The organism is Nonomuraea spiralis, assembly GCF_014648435.1.
Taxonomy (GTDB): domain Bacteria; phylum Actinomycetota; class Actinomycetes; order Streptosporangiales; family Streptosporangiaceae; genus Nonomuraea; species Nonomuraea spiralis.
Genome location: NZ_BMRC01000004.1, coordinates 422,183 through 440,073, shown reverse-complemented (window position 1 = coordinate 440,073; position 17,891 = coordinate 422,183). Strand labels below are relative to the sequence as shown.

The following is a 17,891-nucleotide window of genomic DNA, read 5'->3' as shown; positions in this document are numbered from 1 at the left end:
GGTGTTAGAAAGGCGGTTCGTCGCTGAAGTCGTTGCCGCCGAAGCCGCCGCCCTGGTTTCCGCCGCCACCGCCGCCGAAACCACCGCCGCCGCCGCCACCCTGGGACGGGGCGGGCGTGGCAGAGGCCCACGGGTCGTCGGCGGGGCCGCCGCCGAAGCCGCCACCGCCGCCCCCGCCCTGGCGGGAGGTGCGGTTGACCTTGGCGGTGGCGTTGCGCAGGGACGGGCCGACCTCGTCGACCTCGACCTCATAGACCGTGCGCTTCTCGCCTTCCTTGGTCTCGTAAGACCTTTGCTTGAGCCGCCCCTGCACGATGACCCGCATGCCACGCTGGAGGCTCTCGGCGGCGTTCTCGGCCGCCTGCCGCCAAACGTTGCAGGTCAGGAAGAGGCTCTCGCCATCCTTCCACTCGTTGGTCTGACGATCCATGAACCGCGGAGTGGACGCGATGCGGAATCGAGCCACCGCTTGACCCGTCGGGGTGAAGCGCAGCTCCGGGTCGTCGACAAGATTGCCGACGATGGTGATTACGGTGTCGCCTGCTGCCATGGCTAGCGCTCGCCTTCCTGCACGCCTTCGCTGGGATACGGCTCAGAGTACGGGTGTTCTCCGACAAAAAGCCGGTGGTCAACAACAAACCCGCTCGTCGGCCCGTCACTCCGCCGTCGTCCTCCGATGAGGACCACGGCGGCGGTCCGCTTCACGGCTTTCCTGTTGTTAGTGCACGTCCGGGCGCAGGACCTTGGTACGCAGGATGCCCTCGTTGAGGTTCATCTGCCGGTCGAGCTCCTTGACCGTCGCGGGCTCCGCGGACAGGTCGATGACGGCGTAGATGCCTTCCGACTTCTTGTCGATGTCGTAGGCAAGGCGGCGACGGCCCCAGACGTCGACCTTCTCCACGGTGCCGCCGTCGTTGCGGACCACGGTGAGGAACTGGTCGAGGGACGGCGCGACAGTGCGCTCATCGAGCGAAGGGTCCAGAATGACCATTACTTCGTAACGACGCATGCGGGACTCCAACCTCCTCTGGACTCTTGCGGTCACGACACTCTGCCGTGACAGGAGGACGCTGACGTTTGGGCCGCGGCGCCCCATTTCGGCGCCCCGGGGCGATGGGTCACCCATCACAACGCAGCGCTGCCCAGGTTACCAGCCGCGAGTAGGTGGGAAGGCATGTAGGAAACCAAGGGGGTGGTGGCTGTGCCACATGTGCTTCATCCCTCCGAAAGGGAGCGGTTCAGGCTCACGCTCAACACCGACGGGCGCTCTCACCCGGTGGAGAACGGCCTGGCGGTCGCGACGCTGGCGTGCGGTCTCGTGGCATTCGTCGCCACATTCTTCCCCGCCGCCCACATGATCTCGTCCTGGCTCGGCACGCTCGGGTTCGGGGTCGGTCTCTTCTCGCAGTACATCTCGGTGACCACGCCTCAGCGTTCGGTCAACATCGTCGGTCTCGTGGCCTCGTTCGTGGGGGCCGTGCTCGGCATCGCCCACGGCGGCTTCCTGCCCTACCCGTGACCTGTCCCGCCTGCGGCGGACGGCCCCGGTGAACGCCGGGGCCGTCGGCTATATGGGCTCACCTGCCGATGTGCAGGTCGATCCCGAGCAGGACCAGGAACCAGAGGAACACCGCGAGCAGGGCCTCGGCGACGTCCCGGAGGAGACCCGGGGTGATGTAGTCGTGGATCCAGGCGACGTAGATCCCGATGATCACGTAGACGAATAAGATCAGCGCCCGCAGCCGCCAGCGTGTCATGTGCGTTCTCCTTGGGGTAGGGGGTGCTCGGCGACTTCCCCGGTGCGGTACCGGCAAACGGATAAGCTCCTTGACATGCTGCGTATCGGAGCCCACGTCGACCAGGACGATCCCGCCGCTCACGCCGGGCGGGTCGGGGCGGAGGTCGTGCAGTTCTTCCTCGGCGACCCCCAGGGCTATGACAAGCCGGTGTTGCCGGCCAAGCCGGTCGAGGGCGTCGACATCTACATCCACGCCCCCTACCTGATCAACGTCGCCACGACGAACAACCGCATCAGGATCCCCAGCCGCAAGCTGCTCGAACAGCACCTGAAGGCGGCGGCGGGGCTCGGCGCGAAGGGCCTGGTCGTGCACGGCGGCCACGTCAACAAGAGCGACGACCCGCAGGTGGGCTTCGACAACTGGCGCAAGGTGTTCGAGCGCATGGAGTGCCCGATCCCCGTGCTCATCGAGAACACCGCGGGCGGCGGCAACGCGATGGCCCGCAAGCTGGAGCGCATCGCCCGGCTGTGGGACGCGCTCGACGGCTTCGACGTGGGCTTCTGCCTCGACACCTGTCACGCGCACGCGGGCGGCGAGGAGCTGGTCGACCTGGTCGACCGGGTCAAGGCCATCACCGGCCGCATCGACCTCGTCCACTGCAACGACTCGCGCGACGACTTCGACTCCGGCGCCGACCGGCACGCCAACCTGGGCCAGGGGAAGATCGACCCCGAGCTGATCCTGGCGGTCTGCCGCGCGGCGGGCGCCCCGGTCGTGGTGGAGACGCCGGGCGAGGGCCAGGCCGACGACATCGCCTTCCTGCGCAAGAACCTCTGAACGCGAGAGCCCCCAAGGGAAAACACACAGCCTGTGGATAACTTCCCTGGATTACCGAGGCGAAGAAACGGGTAGAGAGATCACCCCGCCCAGGCGCCCGTGAGGAAGCGGGCCGCGTTCAGATACATGAGCGGCCCGCAGACCATCGCATAGAGGACAAGCACCCACGGTTTCCTGGTCGCCACCTTCGCGACCAGGACCCACAGCGGGAACCACAGCAGCAGCGAACGCGGGATCGACAGGTAGTACGCCGACGTCATCAGCGCCGCGGCCTGCAACCCGCAGTAGGCGGCCTCACCCCACCTGCGCAGCGCCAGCAGCCACACCAGCACGCCCACCGCCAGCACGGCGGCAGCGATCTCCATCCGGAAGGCCACCGCGAAGTCGTCACCGCCCATGGCCGACTGCCAGGTCGTCCGCCACGCCTCCCACGGCCAGGCGAAGTCGCGTCCCCAGCCGGCCTCCTGCGCGTGCTTCCAAGCCAGCCAGTCGCCCGACCTGCGGTAGTGGTAGAACGAGTACGCCACCAGCGGAAGGAACGGCACCACCAGCCATCCGGCCCGCCGCCACGACTCCTTGCGCCTGACGAACTCCACGACCAGCGCGACCGCCAGGAACAGCCCGGTGATCCGCACGCACGACGCCCCCGCCGCCAGCAGCACCGCCTCCGGCCAGCGTCCCAGCCGGGCGGCCAGCCACGCGGGGATCGCGAAGGCCAGGAACAGCGGCTCGCTGTATCCCGCGGCCAGGAACACCGCCATCGGGAACAGCAGCAGCGCCAGCACCGCCATCCAGCCGGTCGCGCCCTCGAACTCGGCCAGCCTGGCCAGCGCGACCATGGCCACCGCCCCGGCGACCAGCGAGACCAGCAGCCCGCTCGCCGCCCAGTCGGGCACCACGAGATGCACCGCCCGCAGCGCGACCGGCAGGCCGGGGAAGAACGCGGGCAGGCCGTCGTCGTGCGGCTTGCCCGGTTCGCCGTCGTAGCCGTACTGGGCGATCGTGATGAACAGGCCGGCGTCCCATTGACGCCATTTGCCGGCGTACTCGGCGAAGGACACGCCGAGCAGCGTCGACACCAGGAGCCCGGTCCGCGAGCCGAGCCACAACAACAGCGCGTCCCGGGCGGCCGAGCGGGTGATCATCGCGTCGTCAGGACGAATCGGTCGGGAGCGTCGTCGAACACCCCGCCGGCCTGGTCGTCGACGCCGTCCTGGCGTACGACGTCCCGCTCCGGACGCAGGATGTCACGGACGACGAACGCCATCATGATCGCAATGGTGATCACCCGCCCCCAGACCGCGGTGAAGTACGTGTCGTCCTCGATGCCCAGGTCGTTCCTGCTGAGAGGCGGCTGGGAGAGCAGGTAGAGCCAGATCGCCGCGAAGTACCAGACCTCGGCGAGCTGCCACAACACCAGCGGCTTCCACCTGGGCCTGGCCAGCACCGCGAACGGCACCAGCCACAACACGAACTGCGGCGACCACACCTTGTTCGTCATCATGAACGCGGCCAGCGCGAGGAAGCAGATCTGCGCCAGCCTGGGCCGGCGCGGCGCGGTGAGCGCCAGCACGGCGATGCCCAGGCACAGCGCGGCCAGCGCCACCATGCCCATCGTGCTGACGTCGCCCTCGCCCAGGATGCCCCAGCCCTTGCGCTGGAAGAACAACCACGGCGATCCCCAGTCGATCCCGCGTTCCTGGGAGAAGACGTAGAAGCGGCGCCAGCCGTCCCAGGCGAAGATCATGAAGGGCACGTTCACCACGAGCCAGGCGCCGGCGGCCGACGCCGCCGACACCAGGAACGGCCGCCAGCGCGCGGTCCGCAGCGTGAGCAGGAACAGCGCGCCGAGGAACATCAGCGGGTAGAACTTGGTCGCGATCGCCAGCCCCAGCAACACGCCCGCGAGCACCTGCCGCCTGCGTGCCCAGGCCAGCAGCATGCCCATCGACAGCGCGCCGGCGACCAGGTCCCAGTTGATGTACGCGGCCAGGATCACCGCGGGCGAGATCGCGTACCAGAGGGCGTCCCACCGCCGGGCGGGCCCGGCCACCGCCGCCATCAGCAGGACGCCGGCCACGAGGCAGATGCCGAGCAGGACGACCGTGATGTCGTAGAACCTGACGGCCTGGGCGACCTGGTCGAACTCCAGCTTCCGCGCGATCCAGGCGATGACCTGCATCACCTCGCCGAGCACCACCGGGTATTCGACCTGCTTGTCGAAGGGCACGTCGGCGAAGTACGGGTTCTGGGTCGCGAGCTGCCGGTCGAAGTACAGCGGGAAGATGTCGGTGTAACAGAAGTTCGTGTACGTCTGGACCTGGTCGTTCCATCCGCCGGTCCGGCAGGGCAGGCGCACCAGGTAGGCCAGGGTGGCCCCCAGGGCCGCGATCAGCCCCAGAGGCAGGTACGGCACAGTACGCGCCACCAAAGGGGCGCGTACCTCGGTGGTCGTCACCACTCCTCGTGCCGGGCGTTCATCGGCCAGGAGCCCGACGGGCGGGAGTCGGGCACCCTGCCGCCCCCGCCGCCGCTCAGGATGCCGTGGTCGTCGGCCTCGGGGATCCCGGTGTCCTGCGAGTCGTCGGACACGTCGCCGTTGTCGTCGTTGCACGGCGCGACGAGGCAGTCCTGCTGGTTGCCGTCGTCGAACGGGTTACCTCCGTCGTCGAGCGGGTTCGTGGCGGTCGGCGTCGGCGTCGGCACCGGGCGCGGCACGATGTTCTCCGGCAGGCCGATGTCGGCCTTCTGCGGGAACTGCTCGATCGGCTTGCCCTCGTGCGCGGCGAGCATGAACCGCCGCCAGGTCGCGGTGGGCGGGCCGGCGCCCTCGAAGCCGAGCGAGATCTCCTCGGCCGTGGTGTACTTGTTGTTCGGGCCGTACTTCCCCTTCGACTTGCCGCGGGGGGTCTCCGGGCAGTTGGAGTGCTCCGGCTGGACGATCTTGCCCTTCTTCGTCACGCACCGCTCGCGGTAGAACCCGACCGCCGTCGAGATCTGCGGCGTGTAGCCGACGAACCAGGCTTCCTTCTCGTTGTTGTTGGTGCCGGTCTTGCCGGCCGCGGGCCGGTTGCCGAGCCCCTGGCCGTGCGCGGTGCCGCTCCTCAGCACCTCCTGCATGGCGACCGTCGCGTCGGCGGCCACCTCGGCGTCGATGACCCTGGTCGAGGTGCGCTGCTCGGGGTAGACGACCTGCTTGTTGAGCCTGACGTCCTGCACCACGTGGTACTTGGTGTACTTGCCGCCGTTGGCGAAGATCGAGTACCCGGCGGCCTGCTCGACCGGCTTCACCAGGGCGCTGCCGATGGCGAACTGGAAGTGGTGGTCCTTGACATCCTGCTCCATGCGGCCCTGGTCGAACCCGGCGGACTCCACCAGGTCCTTCACGTCGTCGAGCTGGTTGGGCAGCTTGAACGCCATCGACACGTACGCGGTGTTGACCGACTGGGCCGTGGCCTTGATCACGTCGACGGACGGGCCGACGTTGTGGCTGTTGCGGAAACCGCCGGTCTGCTGGCCGGGGATGACCTTCGGCACGGTCTCGTTGCCCGGCACGTAGCTCTTGAGCGAGTAGCCGGCCTGCAACCAGGCCGCCAGCACGTACGGCTTGAACGCCGACGCGGCCTGCTTGCGCGCGTCGAAGGGCTCGTTGAAGGGATCGGTGATGAAGTCGGAGCCGCCGTAGAAGGCCAGGACGCGGCCGTTCTTCGGGTCGACGGCGGCGAGCCCGGCGTGGAACTCCTTGGACATGCTCGCCATCGTGGTCTCGACCGCCGTCTTGGCGGCCTTCATCAGCTTCTCGTCGAAGGTGGAGGTGATCTGGTAGCCGCCGCTCCTGACCATGTCAGGGGTGAGCTTGCGCTGCTTCAGCTCCTCCAGCACCTGCGTGATCATGTATCCGCGCAGGCCGGCGTACTCGTCCTTGGTGTCGGCCTTGCGGGTCTTCGGGAACTTCGCCTTCGCCGGCAGGCCGCCGTACTTGTCCGGCCACTGCTCGGCCATGTACTGGATGGTCGTGGTCCACCGTTGGCGCAGGCCGGGGTCGTCGGGGCCCCAGCTCGGGCGCTGGATGCGGGCGGCCAGGTAGGCGCCCTGCTCGGGGGTCAGGTCCTTGGCGTGGACGTTCTTGCCGAAGTAGGCCTGCGAGGCGGCCTCGACACCGTAGGCGAGGCCGAAGTTCACGGTGTTGAGGTATCTGGCGAGGATCTCTTCCTTGCCCAGCGTCTGGTTGAGCTTGACCGCGACGAAGATCTCCTTGAGCTTGCGCTTGACGGAGACCTCCTGGCTGAGGCCGTCGTAGTAGCCGCGGGCCATCTGCTGGGTGATGGTCGAGGCGCCCTGGAGCTGCTGGCCGGTCGCGGTCATCCACACCGAGCGGGCCATGCCGGAGATGGAGACGCCGGAGTCCTCGTAGAAGGTCTTGTTCTCGATGGCGACCGTGGCGTCCTTGACGGTGTCGGCCATCTTCTCGATGCCGATGGTCTGCCGGGGCACGCCGAGCTTGGCGATGACGGTCTTGCCGTCGCGGTAGTAGAGCGTGCTCTGCTGCGCCACCGCCGACGCCTGCGTGCCCTCGGGCACCGGCGTGAGGGAGTACGCGACCATGATCATGCCGAAGATGCCGGCCGCCAGCACGACCACGCTCGCCACAACGATCTTCCAGCTCGGCACGAACCGGCGCCAGCCGCTGCGCCCGCCCTTGGCCGGCTCCTCCGGCGGGCCGGGCGGACTGGGCGGGCCGGGCGGACCGCCCTGACCGCTTGCCCGGCGCGAGCGCCTGGGCGGCGCGTCGCTGATCATCGTCTCCTGGTTGCTCACCGAGCGGGTGTCCTGCCGCTCCTGCCGCGCCCGCGAGCGGGTGCGCGGCGGCAGCTCCTCGCGCCCCTGCGGCGCCCTCTGGGGCTGCGGCCCGGAGGCGGGATCGTTGTACGGCTGCGCGTTCATCGCGCCGGTCTGCTCGTAGGCGGCTTCAGGACGACGCGGCGACTGCGACGCACCCCAGTCGGAGTCGCCGGTTTGCGGAGGAGAACCTGGGGGCACAGAACGGGATGAGTTGGAGCGACGGCGCCTTCCCGGGCGGGCCGTCCCCTCATTCATGCTGTTACTCACACGTCCTCGCATCGTCGTCGGATCAAAACGGCGTATGGGCGTGAGGTGACTCGCCGCCCTCGGTGTTCACGGTTGGCCGACGAGGTCTGGCGGTCCGTTGCCGAGGACGAACGAGACCGTCAGGTGGTTCCAGGAACAACCTTGGCAGACCTCGACGACGTACACCCGGAACTCATCGTAATCATGGGCCATTTCGACAAGCTCTGACGTGACCTTTGCCTGACCGGCATGCCGCCCGAGCGAATCGCCGTAGACATAGGTCACGTTGGTGACGTTCTCCTTCTCGCACACCGGGCAGAGACGTTCGGTCGATTCGCCGAACACGCGGGCGGCCCGAAGGAGGTACGGCTGTGCGTCACAGAGGTCACCGCGCGAAGCACGGCCCGCCTTCAGGGAACGGACCGCTGACCGCTTGGCGAGGCCGTAGTCCACCACCCTCCGCTGTGACCACATGAGCGCCAGACTACGGCGTTTTACCGATTCATCCCAACGGCTTGGCAAATCCTTTGATTGCGGCCATATAGCGAATCGACGTATCCTCAGGATGTATCGACTCGATACATCGACGCGAGAGGAGGCGGTTCCAGTGGCCAGCGGACAGGGCAGAGTTCTGGAACTGGCCGTGCTCGGGTCGCTGCACGAACAGCCGCTACACGGCTATGAGCTGCGCAAACGGCTCAACGCCCTGTTGGGCATGTTCCGTGCGTTCTCCTATGGATCGCTGTACCCCTGTCTGCGATCACTTCTGGCCCAAGGGCTCATCGTGGAGGAGCAGCCCGCTCCCGCCACGATGGTCGGCGGCCGGTCGAAAATCGTCTACAAGCTGACCGCCGAGGGCAAGGAGCGGCTCCAGGAGCTGCTGACCCAGGCCGGCCCGTCAGCCTGGGAGGACGAGAGTTTCGGTGTGCACTTCGCCTTCTTCAGGCACACGGAGGCCGAGGTGCGCCTGCGCATCCTCGAAGGCCGCCGCAGCCGCCTGGAGGAGCGCCTCGACAGCGTGCGCACGGCGCTGGCCCGTACCAGGGAAAGGCTCGACAGCTACACGCTGGAGCTGCAGCGCCATGGGCTTGAGTCGGTCGAACGCGAGGTGCGTTGGCTGAACGAGCTGATCGCCACGGAACGGCGGGCCTCGGAAGGGCCCGAGAGAGATACCACGTCAACTGATGAGTAAGGGAGCGAGTGCGATGGGTTCGGTTCGCGTGGCCATTGTCGGTGTCGGCAACTGCGCGTCTTCGCTGGTCCAGGGTGTGCACTTCTACAAGGACGCGGACCCGGCCGCACGAGTGCCGGGCCTGATGCACGTGAAGTTCGGTGACTACCACGTAGGCGACGTCGAATTCGTGGCCGCCTTCGACGTGGACGCCAAGAAGGTCGGCCGCGACCTGTCCGAGGCGATCGTCGCCAGCGAGAACAACACCATCAAGATCACCGATGTGCCTCCGACGGGCGTGACCGTGATGCGCGGTCACACCTTCGACGGTCTGGGCGAGTTCTACAGCGAGATCATCGAGGAGTCCGACGAGGCCCCCGTCGACGTGGTCCAGGTGCTCCGCGAGAACCGGGTCGACGTCCTGGTCTCCTACCTGCCGGTGGGCTCCGAGGAGGCAGACCGCTTCTACGCGCAGTGCGCCCTCGACGCCAAGGTGGCGTTCGTCAACGCACTGCCGGTCTTCATCGCCTCCGACCCCGAGTGGGCGGAGAAGTTCACCGAGGCCGGGGTCCCGATCGTCGGCGACGATATCAAGTCGCAGGTCGGCGCCACGATCACGCACCGCGTGCTGGCCAAGCTGTTCGAGGACCGCGGCGTCGAGCTGCTGCGCACGTACCAGCTCAACTTCGGCGGCAACATGGACTTCATGAACATGCTGGAGCGCAGCCGGCTCCAGTCGAAGAAGATCTCCAAGACGCAGTCGGTCACCTCGCAGATCCCCCACGAGATGGGCAAGGCCGACGTGCACATCGGCCCGTCGGACCACGTGCCGTGGCTCGACGACCGCAAGTGGGCGTACGTGCGCCTTGAGGGCCGCTCGTTCGGCGACACGCCGCTGAACCTGGAGTACAAGCTGGAGGTCTGGGACTCCCCCAACTCGGCCGGCATCATCATCGACGCCGTGCGCGCCGCCAAGATCGCCCTCGACCGGGGCATCGGCGGCCCGATCCTGTCGGCGTCGTCGTACTTCATGAAGTCGCCGCCGGAGCAGTACTCCGACGACGAGGCCCGCGAATACGTCGAGAAGTTCATCAGGGGCGAGGTCGAGCGCTAGCCGTCGGCCCCTCGCCCCGGCGGCTCAGCCGCGCGCGGCGGGGGGCAGTTGGTCGTCCGGGGCCGGCTGCCAGGCCATCGGGTCGGAGCCCAGCTCGACGAGCAGCGGAACCTGCTCCCTGCACCACGGTGAGATCGCCAGCAGGCCGCTCTGCACGCCGTCGGCGAACTCCTTCCACGGCATCCAGCGCACCTCCCCCACCTCTTCGGGGTTGGGCGCCGCCGGGGTGTCGACCGTGACGCGATAGACCGGGCACAACTCGTGCTCGACGATGCCGTTGCCCATCACGGCGCGGTAGGAGAAACCGGGCAGCATGAGGTCGGCGCGGCCGGCGTCGAGGCCGAGTTCGTAGGAGAGCCGGCGGATGACCGCCCGGTCGAGCGGCTCGCCGGGCAGCGGGTGGCCGCAGCAGCTGTTGGTCCAGACGCCAGGCCAGGTGATCTTGTGGTCGGCCCGCCTGGTGAGCAGCACGCGGCCTTCCGGATCGAAGACATAGCTGGAGAAGGCAAGGTGGAGCGGGGTCTCCCGGCCGTGCACCGACCGCTTGGGCGCGGTGCCGAGCGCGTGGCCCTCGCGGTCGACCAGCACAACGTGTTCCTCAGTCGTCACGCTTCGAAGCGTACGAGATCCCCGCACACCTGCGTAACCCATAGGACACCTGCCGCGCCGGCCTCGGGCGCATCCTACGCGGACGGCACCCGGCTAGGCTGACGGGGTGTCATTCGTCGCCGATCTCCGCGTCGTCCTCCAAGGCCGCGACTTCCGACGGCTGTTCCGTACGCGGCTGGTCTCCCAGTTCTCCGACGGGATCTTCCAGTTCGGCGTCACGAACTTCGCCTTCTTCAGCCCGGAGAAGCAGACGACGGCCCTGGCCGTGGCCGCCGGGCTGGCTGTGCTGTTCCTGCCGTACAGCGTGCTCGGGCCGTTCGTCGGGGTGTTCATCGACCGGTGGTCGCGCCGGCAGATCCTCGTGGTCGCGCCCTTCGTACGCGGAGGGCTGTTGCTGGTCGCCGCCGCGCTGGTCGCCTCCGACGTGCCCGACCCCGTCTTCTACGCCGCCGCGCTCGGCGTGCTGGGGGTCAACCGGTTCTTCCTGGCCGCGCTCGGAGCCTCGCTGCCGCACGTCGTCCCGGCCGACCGGCTGATGGCGGCCAACGCGGTGACGCCGACCTGCGGCACCGTGGCCACGTTCGTCGGCGTGGGCGCCGGGTTCCTGCTGCGCGAGGTCTTCGGCGACACCGACCAGGGCATCGGGCTGCTGCTGGTCGTCTCGGGCGTGATGTTCGGGACGAGTGCCCTGGTCGCCAGGACCATGGATCGCGCCCTGCTCGGCCCCTCCTACGACCCCGACCGCCCCCAGGCCCGCGATGCCCTGCGCAACGTGGTCGTGGGCCTGATCGACGGCGCCAGGCACCTGGCCCACCGCCGCGACGCCGCCGCCACCATGGGCGCGATGGCCGCCCACCGTTTCCTCTACGGCATGGCCACCGCCCTCGGCATCATCCTCTACCGCTACTACTTCACCGACGGCGACCCCGACGCCGCCCTTCGCGGTATCGGCCTGGTGGTGGCCACCTCCGGCTTCGGCTACTTCCTCGCGGTGATCATCACCCCGTACGCGACCGAGCGGTTCGGGATCGGCACCTGGGTGGTCATCGCGCTGTCGTCGGCCGGCGTGCTGGCGGGCGCGCTCGTCCTGCCGTTCCAGACGTGGGGGTTGCCGATCGCCGGGTTCGTGCTGGGCGTCGCCGGCCAGAGCGTCAAGATCTGCGCCGACACGACCGTCCAGCGCGACGTCGAGGACGCCTATCTGGGCCGCGCCTTCTCCCTCTACGACATGCTCTTCAACGGCATGTACGTGCTGGCCGCCGCGCTCTCGGCCGCGATCCTGCCGCCCAACGGCAAGTCGTACCTGGCCGTCGTGATCATCACGGTGGGCTACCCCGTCGCGGCGCTCGTCTACCGGATGGTCACGACGTCGTCGTCACGCTCCCAGGTCGTTTGACCTCGCCCAGTCGAGCAGCGCCTCGGTGGCCGCCTCCTTGCCGAGCACGCCCTTGTCCAGCCTGAGGTCGAGCAGGAACTTGTACGCCTGGCCCACCACGGGCCCCGGCCCGACGCCGAGGACGGACTGGATCTCGTTGCCGTCGAGCTCGGGCCGCATCTTGGCCAGCTCCTCCTCCTCGGCGAGCCTGGAGATGCGCTCTTCGAGCTGGTCGTAGGTGCGCGACAGCGCCGCCGCCTTCCGCTTGTTGCGGGTGGTGCAGTCGGCCCTGGTCAGCTTGTGGAGCCGGTCGAGCAGGTGGCCGCCGTCGCGCACGTAGCGGCGCACGGCGCTGTCGGTCCACTCGCCCGTGCCGTAGCCGTGGAAGCGCAGGTGGAGCTCGACCAGACGGGAGACGTCGGACACGACGTCCTTGGGGAACTTCAGCTCGGTCATGCGCTTCTTGGTCATCTGCGCGCCGACGACCTCGTGGTGGTGGAACGACACCCGGCCGCCGGTCTCGTGACGCCGGGTCTTGGGCTTGCCGATGTCGTGCATGATCGCGGCCCAGCGCAGGATCCGGTCGGGCTTGCCGTCCTCCTCCTGCGCGATGGCCTGGTCGAGGACGGTCAGGCTGTGCTCGTAGACGTCCTTGTGGCGGTGGTGCTCGTCGATCTCCAGGCGCAGCTTGGGCAGCTCGGGCAGCACGTGCGCGGCCAGGCCGGTCTCCACCAGCAGGCGCAGGCCCTCGCGCGGGTAGGCGCCGCAGATGAGCTTGTCGAGCTCGTCGCGGATGCGCTCGGCCGAGACGATCTCGATGCGCTCGGCCATCGCGGTCATCGCCGCCAGGGCGGCCCGGTCGACGCTGAAGCCGAGCTGGGAGGCGAACCGCGCGGCCCTGAGCATGCGCAGCGGGTCGTCGGTGAACGAGCTCTCGGGTGTGCCCGGCGTGCGCAGCCGCTTGGCGCGCAGGTCGGTCAGGCCGCCGTAGGGGTCGACGAACTCGTGGCCGGGCAGGCGCACCGCCATCGCGTTGACCGCGAAGTCGCGCCGCTCGAGGTCAGCCTCCAGCGTCTCGCCGTAGGCGACCTCGGGCTTGCGCGACTTGGGGTCGTAGGACTCGCTCCGGTACGTCGTGATCTCGATCAGCCAGTTGCCCTTGCGCAGGCCGACGGTGCCGAAGTCGATGCCGATCGTCCAGACGGAGTCGGCCCAGTCCCTGACGACGTCGAGGACCCTGTGGGGGTTGGCGTCCGTGGTCAGGTCGAGGTCGTTGCCGACGCGGCCCAGCAGGATGTCGCGCACGGGGCCGCCGACGAGCGCCAGCTCGTGCCCGTGGTCGGCGAACAGGCGGCCGAGGTCGTCGGCCACCGGTGCGATCTTGCGGAACAGGTCGTTCATCGCCCGCTGCTGGCTTTCGGTCATTGTTGAGTCGGACAAACCCTGTCGGTCCTTCGATTCCGGAACATATCCCCCGAGCCACATCAGGTCCGGGTTACCGTCGGTCTGGGGACCGTCGGGGGCCATGGAACAGGGCGAGACGGAGGAGGACTTCATGAAGGACGCCCTCGCGATCCACCGCTGGCTCCTCGCACACCAGGTCCATCATGAGATCGTACGCCTTCCGCGCCCCATGACTTGCGCGGAGGAACTGCCGGAGACGGTCTCGTCCACACCCGGCAGGTGCGTCGTGGTCACCGTGTTCGACGTCGCCACCAGGATCGGCGACGAGGTCGTCGTCGCCGTTGTCTCCACCGCGGCTGCCCCGCCGCAGCCGGGGGCCGTCGGCGGCCTGCTCGGGGTACGTCAGGTGCGCCGCGCCCCGGCCTTCCTGGTCAACTCGGCCACCGACTACACCGACGGGCTCGTCTGCCCGTTGCTGCTGCCCGAGTCGCTGCCGGTGCTCATCGACGACCGGCTCGTGGCCGATGACGCACCCGTCTTCACCGCCACCGGAGAACGGCACACCGCGCTCTTCCTTCGTGCGCTCGACCTGCTCACTCTTCTCCGCGGCAAGACGGTGGACCTGCGTGCGCCGAGACCGAGGGGAACACATGGGGCGGTCGCGGCGCGGCACTGAACCCGTACCATTGCGGGCGTGCGTCGTCGTACTCGAGCCCGGGCAGCCGCGTGATCCGTAAGGTCGCGCTGCTCGCCGTGATGTCCGTCGCGTCGCTCGCCCCCCTGGTGGCGGCGGCGCCCAGCTCGGCTGCCACGGTGAAGGTCGCCCGCGAGACGCTCTCCGTCTCCGTCGCGTCGATCACGCCCGACGTCCCGAAGAGCCAGACCGACGTGATCACGTTCACCGGCACGGTCCGCAACGACACCGCCGCCGCGCTGGGCCCCCTCCGCGTACGCCTGCGCTACACGCCGCAGCGTTTCCTCGACCGCGCCGCCATGGCCGCGTACCAAAGCGACCAGAACCCCGCCACGCTGCCCGGCAACGTGTCCCCGAGCTCGGCCATGGACATCCCGGCCCTTGCCGTGGGCGCGCAGGCGACCTGGACGTTCACCGCCACCCCCGTGCAGCTCGGCTACACCGGGTTCGGCGTCTACCCGATCGCCGTCGACGTCGCCCAGAACGGCGTGCCGATCACGACGCAGCGCACGTACCTCACCTATGCCCCGCCCACCACGCCGAAGCTGCCGCGCAACCGGCTCGCCGTCGCCCTGCCCGTCATCGATCAGCCCCACCGGGCCACCGACGGGGACACGTTCGTCGACGACAAGCTGAGCCAGTCGCTCAGCGGCAAGGGCCGCCTGGCCGACCTGGCCCGCATCGCGCTGGCGGCGCCGAAGAGCGTCACCTGGTTCGTCGAGCCGTCGCTGCTCGACGACCTGAAGACGATGACCAAGGGCTACCAGATCAAGACCAAGGACCGCACCGAGGGCAAACCGGCCAACGACACCGCCGGCGAGTGGCTGTCCACCATGAGCACGGCGCTGGCCGCCTCCCCCGTCGTCGCCACCCCCTACGGCGACCCCGACGTGACGGCCCTGGCCCACCAGGGGCTCGACGCGCTGCCCGGCCGGGCGATCGAGCTGGGCGGCCAGACCGCGCGGGCGCTGCTCAACCGCAACGCGCAGACCTCGATCAACTGGCCGCCCGCCGGCATGCTCGACGCCGACGCGCTCGACCTGCTCTCGGTCGACCCGGGCAAGGTCACCACCGTCCTGCTCAACTCCACCAACCTGCCGCCGCAGCCGCCCGTCACGCACACGCCCGACGCGGCCGTCACCCTCGACTCGGTCTCCGGTCCGGTCAAGGCTCTGGTCGCCGACGCCGAGCTGAGCCGGCTGTTCGAGCCGACCACGCCCACGTCGGTCCTGCTCAGCACACAACGCTTCATCGCCGAGACCGCGATGATCGCCGCCGAGCCCGGCCAGGTCACGCCGAGGTCGCTGGTCGTCGCGCCGTCGCGCCGCTGGGACCCCAACCCGACGCTGGTCACCAGCCTGCTGAAGACCGCGGGCAAGCTGCCGTGGTTGTCGATGACCACACTCGACTCGATCAGGCCGAGCAAGGCGTCGGTCCCGCGTGCCGGGCTCACGTACACCGAGCAGGACCGCAAGGAGGAGCTGAGCGCCAAGTACCTGGCCCCCGTCAAGGAGGTCGCCACGCAGGCGCAGCTCACCGCGTCGGTCACGACGCCCAAGGGCCCCTCGGGCTTCGACGCCGCGGTGCTCAGGCTCACCTCCTCGGCCTGGCGCAACAACACCCGCGCCGGCCGCGCGATCACCAAGCTGGTCGGCACGGCCGTCGACGAGCGGATCGGCAAGATCCGGATCACCGACGCGCCGCGCACGCTCGCGGGCAGCAACGGCGTGGTGCCCATCAGCGTGAAGAACTCGCTGGACAAGCCCATCACCCTGCACATCGACGTCAAGTCGAACGACCGGGCCCGGCTGCAGATCCAGCCCATCCCGGACGAGCCGCTGGTGATCGGCGGCAACCAGAGCGGCACGCTCCAGGTGGGCATGATCGCCACCACCAGCGGCGACGCCACCGTCACCGTGCAACTGCGCACGATCGACAACCTGCCCTACGGCAAACCTCAGCGGCTGACCATCCGCACCACCGGCTACACCGGCATCGCCCTGGTCATCGTGGGCGCGGCACTGACGGTGATGCTCGCCGCCGTCGTGACGCGGATCCTGCGCAGGCGCTCGGAGCGACGGCTCGCGCGAGCGGGCAAATCCCGGGAGAGTGAGACCGTATGAGCCGCATGATGCGGGCCAGCGCCATCATGGCGGCGGGCACGATGGTGTCCCGGGTCACGGGGTTCGCGCGCACGATGGTGCTGGCCTACGCCATCGGCACCGCGGCGCTGGGCGACTCCTACAACGCGGCCTACGCGATCCCGTACAGCATCCTCGACCTGCTGCTGCTCGGCGTGCTGAGCAGCGTCGTGGTGCCGATGATCGTCCGGGCGCAGCAGCACGACCCCGACGGCGGCCGCGCCTACGAGCAGCGCCTGCTGACGCTGGCCACCGCCGTGCTGGTCGTGGTGGCCGCGCTCGCCGTGCTGGGCGCGCCGCTGCTCATCGACCTCTACACCGACTGGGACCACGGCACCCCCAAGTTCGACACCGCGGTCATGCTGGCCAGGTTCATCCTGCCGCAGCTCGCCTTCTTCGGGGTCGGCGCGGTCGCGGGCGCCATCCTGAACACCCGCGACCGCTACGGCGCCCCCATGTGGGCCCCGGTGCTCAACAACCTGGTCGTCATCTGCGTCTTCCTGGCCTACGCCGTCGTCGGCAGCGGTTCCGACATCGACGCGGTCACCACCGGCGATCTCGCGCTGCTCGGCCTCGGCACCACGGCGGGCATCGTCGCCCAGGCGATGGTGCTGATCGTCGCGCTCAAGCGGGTGGGGTTCACGTTCACGCCCCGCTTCGACGTGCGCAACGCCCGGCTCGGCGAGATGGGCAGGGCCGGGGCCTGGACCATCGGCTACGTGGTGGTCACGCAGCTCGGGTTCATGCTGACGACCAACCTGTCCAGCTCCGCGGGCAACGCGGTGTCCGGTCACGGCATCAGCGCGTACACGCTGGCGTTCCAGCTCTTCCAGCTTCCGTACGGGATCATCGGCGTGTCGGTGATCACGGCGATGTTGCCGCGCATGAGCCGGGCCGTGGGCGAGGGGCGGCTCGACGACGTGCGCACCGAGTTCGGGTCGAGCGTACGGCTCATCTGCTCGCTCATGGTGCCGGTCTCGTTGCTGCTGATGGTGCTCGGGCCGGCGATCACCGTGCCGATCTACGGCCACGGCGCCAACAGCATCGCCGACGCCGTCTACATCGGGAACGTGTTGCAGGTCTACGGGCTGGCCCTGGTGCCGTTCGCGGTGTTCCAGCTCCTGCTGCGGGTGTTCTACAGCTTCGGCGACACGCGTACGCCGGTGTTCGTGGGCGCCGGGGCGACCGCGGTCAACGCGCTGCTCATGGTGATCTTCTTCGTGCTGCTGCCCGCCCGCTACGCCGTGATGGGGCTGGCGCTCGCGTACGCCATCGCGTACGGGCTGGGCGCGGTCATCGCCTGGATGCTGGCCAGCCGCCGCGTGCACGGCCTGGGCGGCTGGACCGTCGGCATGGCGTTGACGAGGATGTACCTGGCGGCCCTGCCCACGGCCGTGCTGGCGCTGCTCACCGTCTGGGTGGTGACGCAGGTGTTCGGCGGTCTGGGCTTCGTCAACTCGCTGATCGTGCTGGCGGTGGGCGGCGGTCTGGGGCTGCTGCTCTACCTCGCCGTCGCCCACAGGATGCGCATAGCGGAGGTCAACTCACTCGTTGGTATGGTCGCAAGGCGCGTAGGTCGGTAGTAATTGGGAAATCCGCAATATGGACGGTCTTGACCACGACGGCTGACGAGTTTCCCGTTGGCAAAGAACACGGGCGGAATCGACTCGGCACTACCATGGTGCCCGACACGCGCGAATGGAAGCAGGAGGGGCGTGG

17 protein-coding genes are annotated in these 17,891 nt (G+C 68.9%); 8 read left to right on the top strand and 9 right to left on the bottom strand.

The features are described 5' to 3' along the window. Positions 1–4: 4 nt before the first annotated feature. Both IEZ27_RS12370 and rpsF read right to left on the bottom strand, forming a co-directional pair. Positions 5–550 (bottom strand): single-stranded DNA-binding protein, encoded by a 546-nt coding sequence (locus tag IEZ27_RS12370; RefSeq protein WP_189647281.1) that lies wholly within the window; start codon positions 548–550, stop codon positions 5–7. Between the two features lie 168 nt (positions 551–718). Then, positions 719–1,009 carry a 30S ribosomal protein S6 gene (gene rpsF, locus IEZ27_RS12365; protein ID WP_026214314.1) on the bottom strand — a complete coding sequence of 97 codons (291 nt, stop codon included), beginning with the start codon at positions 1,007–1,009 and terminating at the stop codon, positions 719–721. Positions 1,010–1,201: 192 nt separating this feature from the next. On the opposite strand from rpsF, the gene IEZ27_RS12360 reads away from it, so the two are divergent. Beyond that, complete coding sequence (locus tag IEZ27_RS12360; RefSeq protein WP_229823904.1) at positions 1,202–1,519, top strand: hypothetical protein; 318 nt, start codon at positions 1,202–1,204, stop codon at positions 1,517–1,519. Between the two features lie 58 nt (positions 1,520–1,577). Here IEZ27_RS12360 and IEZ27_RS12355 read toward each other — a convergent pair whose 3' ends face one another. After that, positions 1,578–1,757, bottom strand: a complete 180-nt coding sequence (locus IEZ27_RS12355) for a hypothetical protein (protein ID WP_125640630.1) — start codon at positions 1,755–1,757, stop codon at positions 1,578–1,580. A 75-nt stretch (positions 1,758–1,832) separates the two neighbouring features. On the opposite strand from IEZ27_RS12355, the gene IEZ27_RS12350 reads away from it, so the two are divergent. Continuing rightward, positions 1,833–2,576 carry a deoxyribonuclease IV gene (locus IEZ27_RS12350; protein ID WP_189647280.1) on the top strand — a complete coding sequence of 248 codons (744 nt, stop codon included), beginning with the start codon at positions 1,833–1,835 and terminating at the stop codon, positions 2,574–2,576. An 80-nt stretch (positions 2,577–2,656) separates the two neighbouring features. Here the strand turns inward: IEZ27_RS12350 and IEZ27_RS12345 are convergent, their stop codons facing one another. The 4 genes from IEZ27_RS12345 to IEZ27_RS12330 form a co-directional block, all read right to left on the bottom strand. Then, positions 2,657–3,721: a mannosyltransferase family protein gene (locus IEZ27_RS12345; RefSeq protein WP_189647279.1), complete on the bottom strand. Its 1,065-nt coding sequence runs from the start codon at positions 3,719–3,721 to the stop codon at positions 2,657–2,659. Further along, on the bottom strand, positions 3,718–5,034 hold the full coding sequence (locus IEZ27_RS12340; RefSeq protein ID WP_189647278.1) for a glycosyltransferase family 87 protein: 1,317 nt from the start codon (positions 5,032–5,034) through the stop codon (positions 3,718–3,720). Before IEZ27_RS12340 ends, IEZ27_RS12345 begins: the two co-directional genes overlap by 4 nt. Then, entirely contained in the window at positions 5,031–7,520 is a 2,490-nt protein-coding gene (locus IEZ27_RS12335; RefSeq protein ID WP_189647277.1) for a transglycosylase domain-containing protein, read from the bottom strand. The genes IEZ27_RS12340 and IEZ27_RS12335 overlap by 4 nt, the downstream gene beginning before the upstream one ends. Positions 7,521–7,751: 231 nt before the next feature. Next, positions 7,752–8,138, bottom strand: coding sequence for a DUF5318 family protein (locus tag IEZ27_RS12330; protein WP_125640643.1), 387 nt, complete (start codon positions 8,136–8,138; stop codon positions 7,752–7,754). Positions 8,139–8,271: 133 nt separating this feature from the next. Between IEZ27_RS12330 and IEZ27_RS12325 the strand changes: the two genes are divergently transcribed. Both IEZ27_RS12325 and IEZ27_RS12320 read left to right on the top strand, forming a co-directional pair. Next, positions 8,272–8,856: a PadR family transcriptional regulator gene (locus IEZ27_RS12325; RefSeq protein WP_125640646.1), complete on the top strand. Its 585-nt coding sequence runs from the start codon at positions 8,272–8,274 to the stop codon at positions 8,854–8,856. Positions 8,857–8,869: 13 nt separating this feature from the next. Beyond that, a complete protein-coding gene (locus tag IEZ27_RS12320; RefSeq protein ID WP_189647276.1) occupies positions 8,870–9,949 on the top strand; it encodes an inositol-3-phosphate synthase in 1,080 nt (359 codons plus the stop codon). Between the two features lie 24 nt (positions 9,950–9,973). Here the strand turns inward: IEZ27_RS12320 and idi are convergent, their stop codons facing one another. Then, complete coding sequence (idi, locus tag IEZ27_RS12315) at positions 9,974–10,558, bottom strand: isopentenyl-diphosphate Delta-isomerase (RefSeq protein ID WP_229823902.1); 585 nt, start codon at positions 10,556–10,558, stop codon at positions 9,974–9,976. Positions 10,559–10,664: 106 nt separating this feature from the next. Between idi and IEZ27_RS12310 the strand changes: the two genes are divergently transcribed. After that, entirely contained in the window at positions 10,665–11,954 is a 1,290-nt protein-coding gene (locus IEZ27_RS12310) for an MFS transporter (protein ID WP_189647274.1), read from the top strand. Here IEZ27_RS12310 and IEZ27_RS12305 read toward each other — a convergent pair. After that, positions 11,934–13,358, bottom strand: coding sequence for a CCA tRNA nucleotidyltransferase (locus tag IEZ27_RS12305; protein WP_189647273.1), 1,425 nt, complete (start codon positions 13,356–13,358; stop codon positions 11,934–11,936). The genes IEZ27_RS12310 and IEZ27_RS12305 overlap by 21 nt on opposite strands. Positions 13,359–13,458: 100 nt before the next feature. On the opposite strand from IEZ27_RS12305, the gene IEZ27_RS12300 reads away from it, so the two are divergent. The 3 genes from IEZ27_RS12300 to murJ are packed head-to-tail and all read left to right on the top strand — an operon-like array spanning position 13,459 to position 17,755. Further along, a complete protein-coding gene (locus tag IEZ27_RS12300; RefSeq protein WP_229823901.1) occupies positions 13,459–14,013 on the top strand; it encodes a YbaK/EbsC family protein in 555 nt (184 codons plus the stop codon). Positions 14,014–14,063: 50 nt separating this feature from the next. Then, positions 14,064–16,154, top strand: a complete 2,091-nt coding sequence (locus IEZ27_RS12295; protein ID WP_189647272.1) for a DUF6049 family protein — start codon at positions 14,064–14,066, stop codon at positions 16,152–16,154. Then, entirely contained in the window at positions 16,151–17,755 is a 1,605-nt protein-coding gene (gene murJ, locus IEZ27_RS12290) for a murein biosynthesis integral membrane protein MurJ (RefSeq protein ID WP_229823900.1), read from the top strand. Before IEZ27_RS12295 ends, murJ begins: the two co-directional genes overlap by 4 nt. The last annotated feature ends 136 nt before the right edge of the window (positions 17,756–17,891 follow it).

Coding starts and splice junctions, on each gene's coding strand:
- IEZ27_RS12370 (WP_189647281.1), bottom strand. CDS start 550: ATGGCAGCAGGCGACACCGTAATCACCATCGTCGGCAATCTTGTCGAC.
- IEZ27_RS12335 (WP_189647277.1), bottom strand. CDS start 7,520: ATGAACGCGCAGCCGTACAACGATCCCGCCTCCGGGCCGCAGCCCCAG.
- IEZ27_RS12355 (WP_125640630.1), bottom strand. CDS start 1,757: ATGACACGCTGGCGGCTGCGGGCGCTGATCTTATTCGTCTACGTGATC.
- IEZ27_RS12350 (WP_189647280.1), top strand. CDS start 1,833: ATGCTGCGTATCGGAGCCCACGTCGACCAGGACGATCCCGCCGCTCAC.
- IEZ27_RS12330 (WP_125640643.1), bottom strand. CDS start 8,138: ATGTGGTCACAGCGGAGGGTGGTGGACTACGGCCTCGCCAAGCGGTCA.
- rpsF (WP_026214314.1), bottom strand. CDS start 1,009: ATGCGTCGTTACGAAGTAATGGTCATTCTGGACCCTTCGCTCGATGAG.
- IEZ27_RS12320 (WP_189647276.1), top strand. CDS start 8,870: ATGGGTTCGGTTCGCGTGGCCATTGTCGGTGTCGGCAACTGCGCGTCT.
- IEZ27_RS12300 (WP_229823901.1), top strand. CDS start 13,459: ATGGAACAGGGCGAGACGGAGGAGGACTTCATGAAGGACGCCCTCGCG.
- IEZ27_RS12345 (WP_189647279.1), bottom strand. CDS start 3,721: ATGATCACCCGCTCGGCCGCCCGGGACGCGCTGTTGTTGTGGCTCGGC.
- murJ (WP_229823900.1), top strand. CDS start 16,151: ATGAGCCGCATGATGCGGGCCAGCGCCATCATGGCGGCGGGCACGATG.
- IEZ27_RS12305 (WP_189647273.1), bottom strand. CDS start 13,358: ATGACCGAAAGCCAGCAGCGGGCGATGAACGACCTGTTCCGCAAGATC.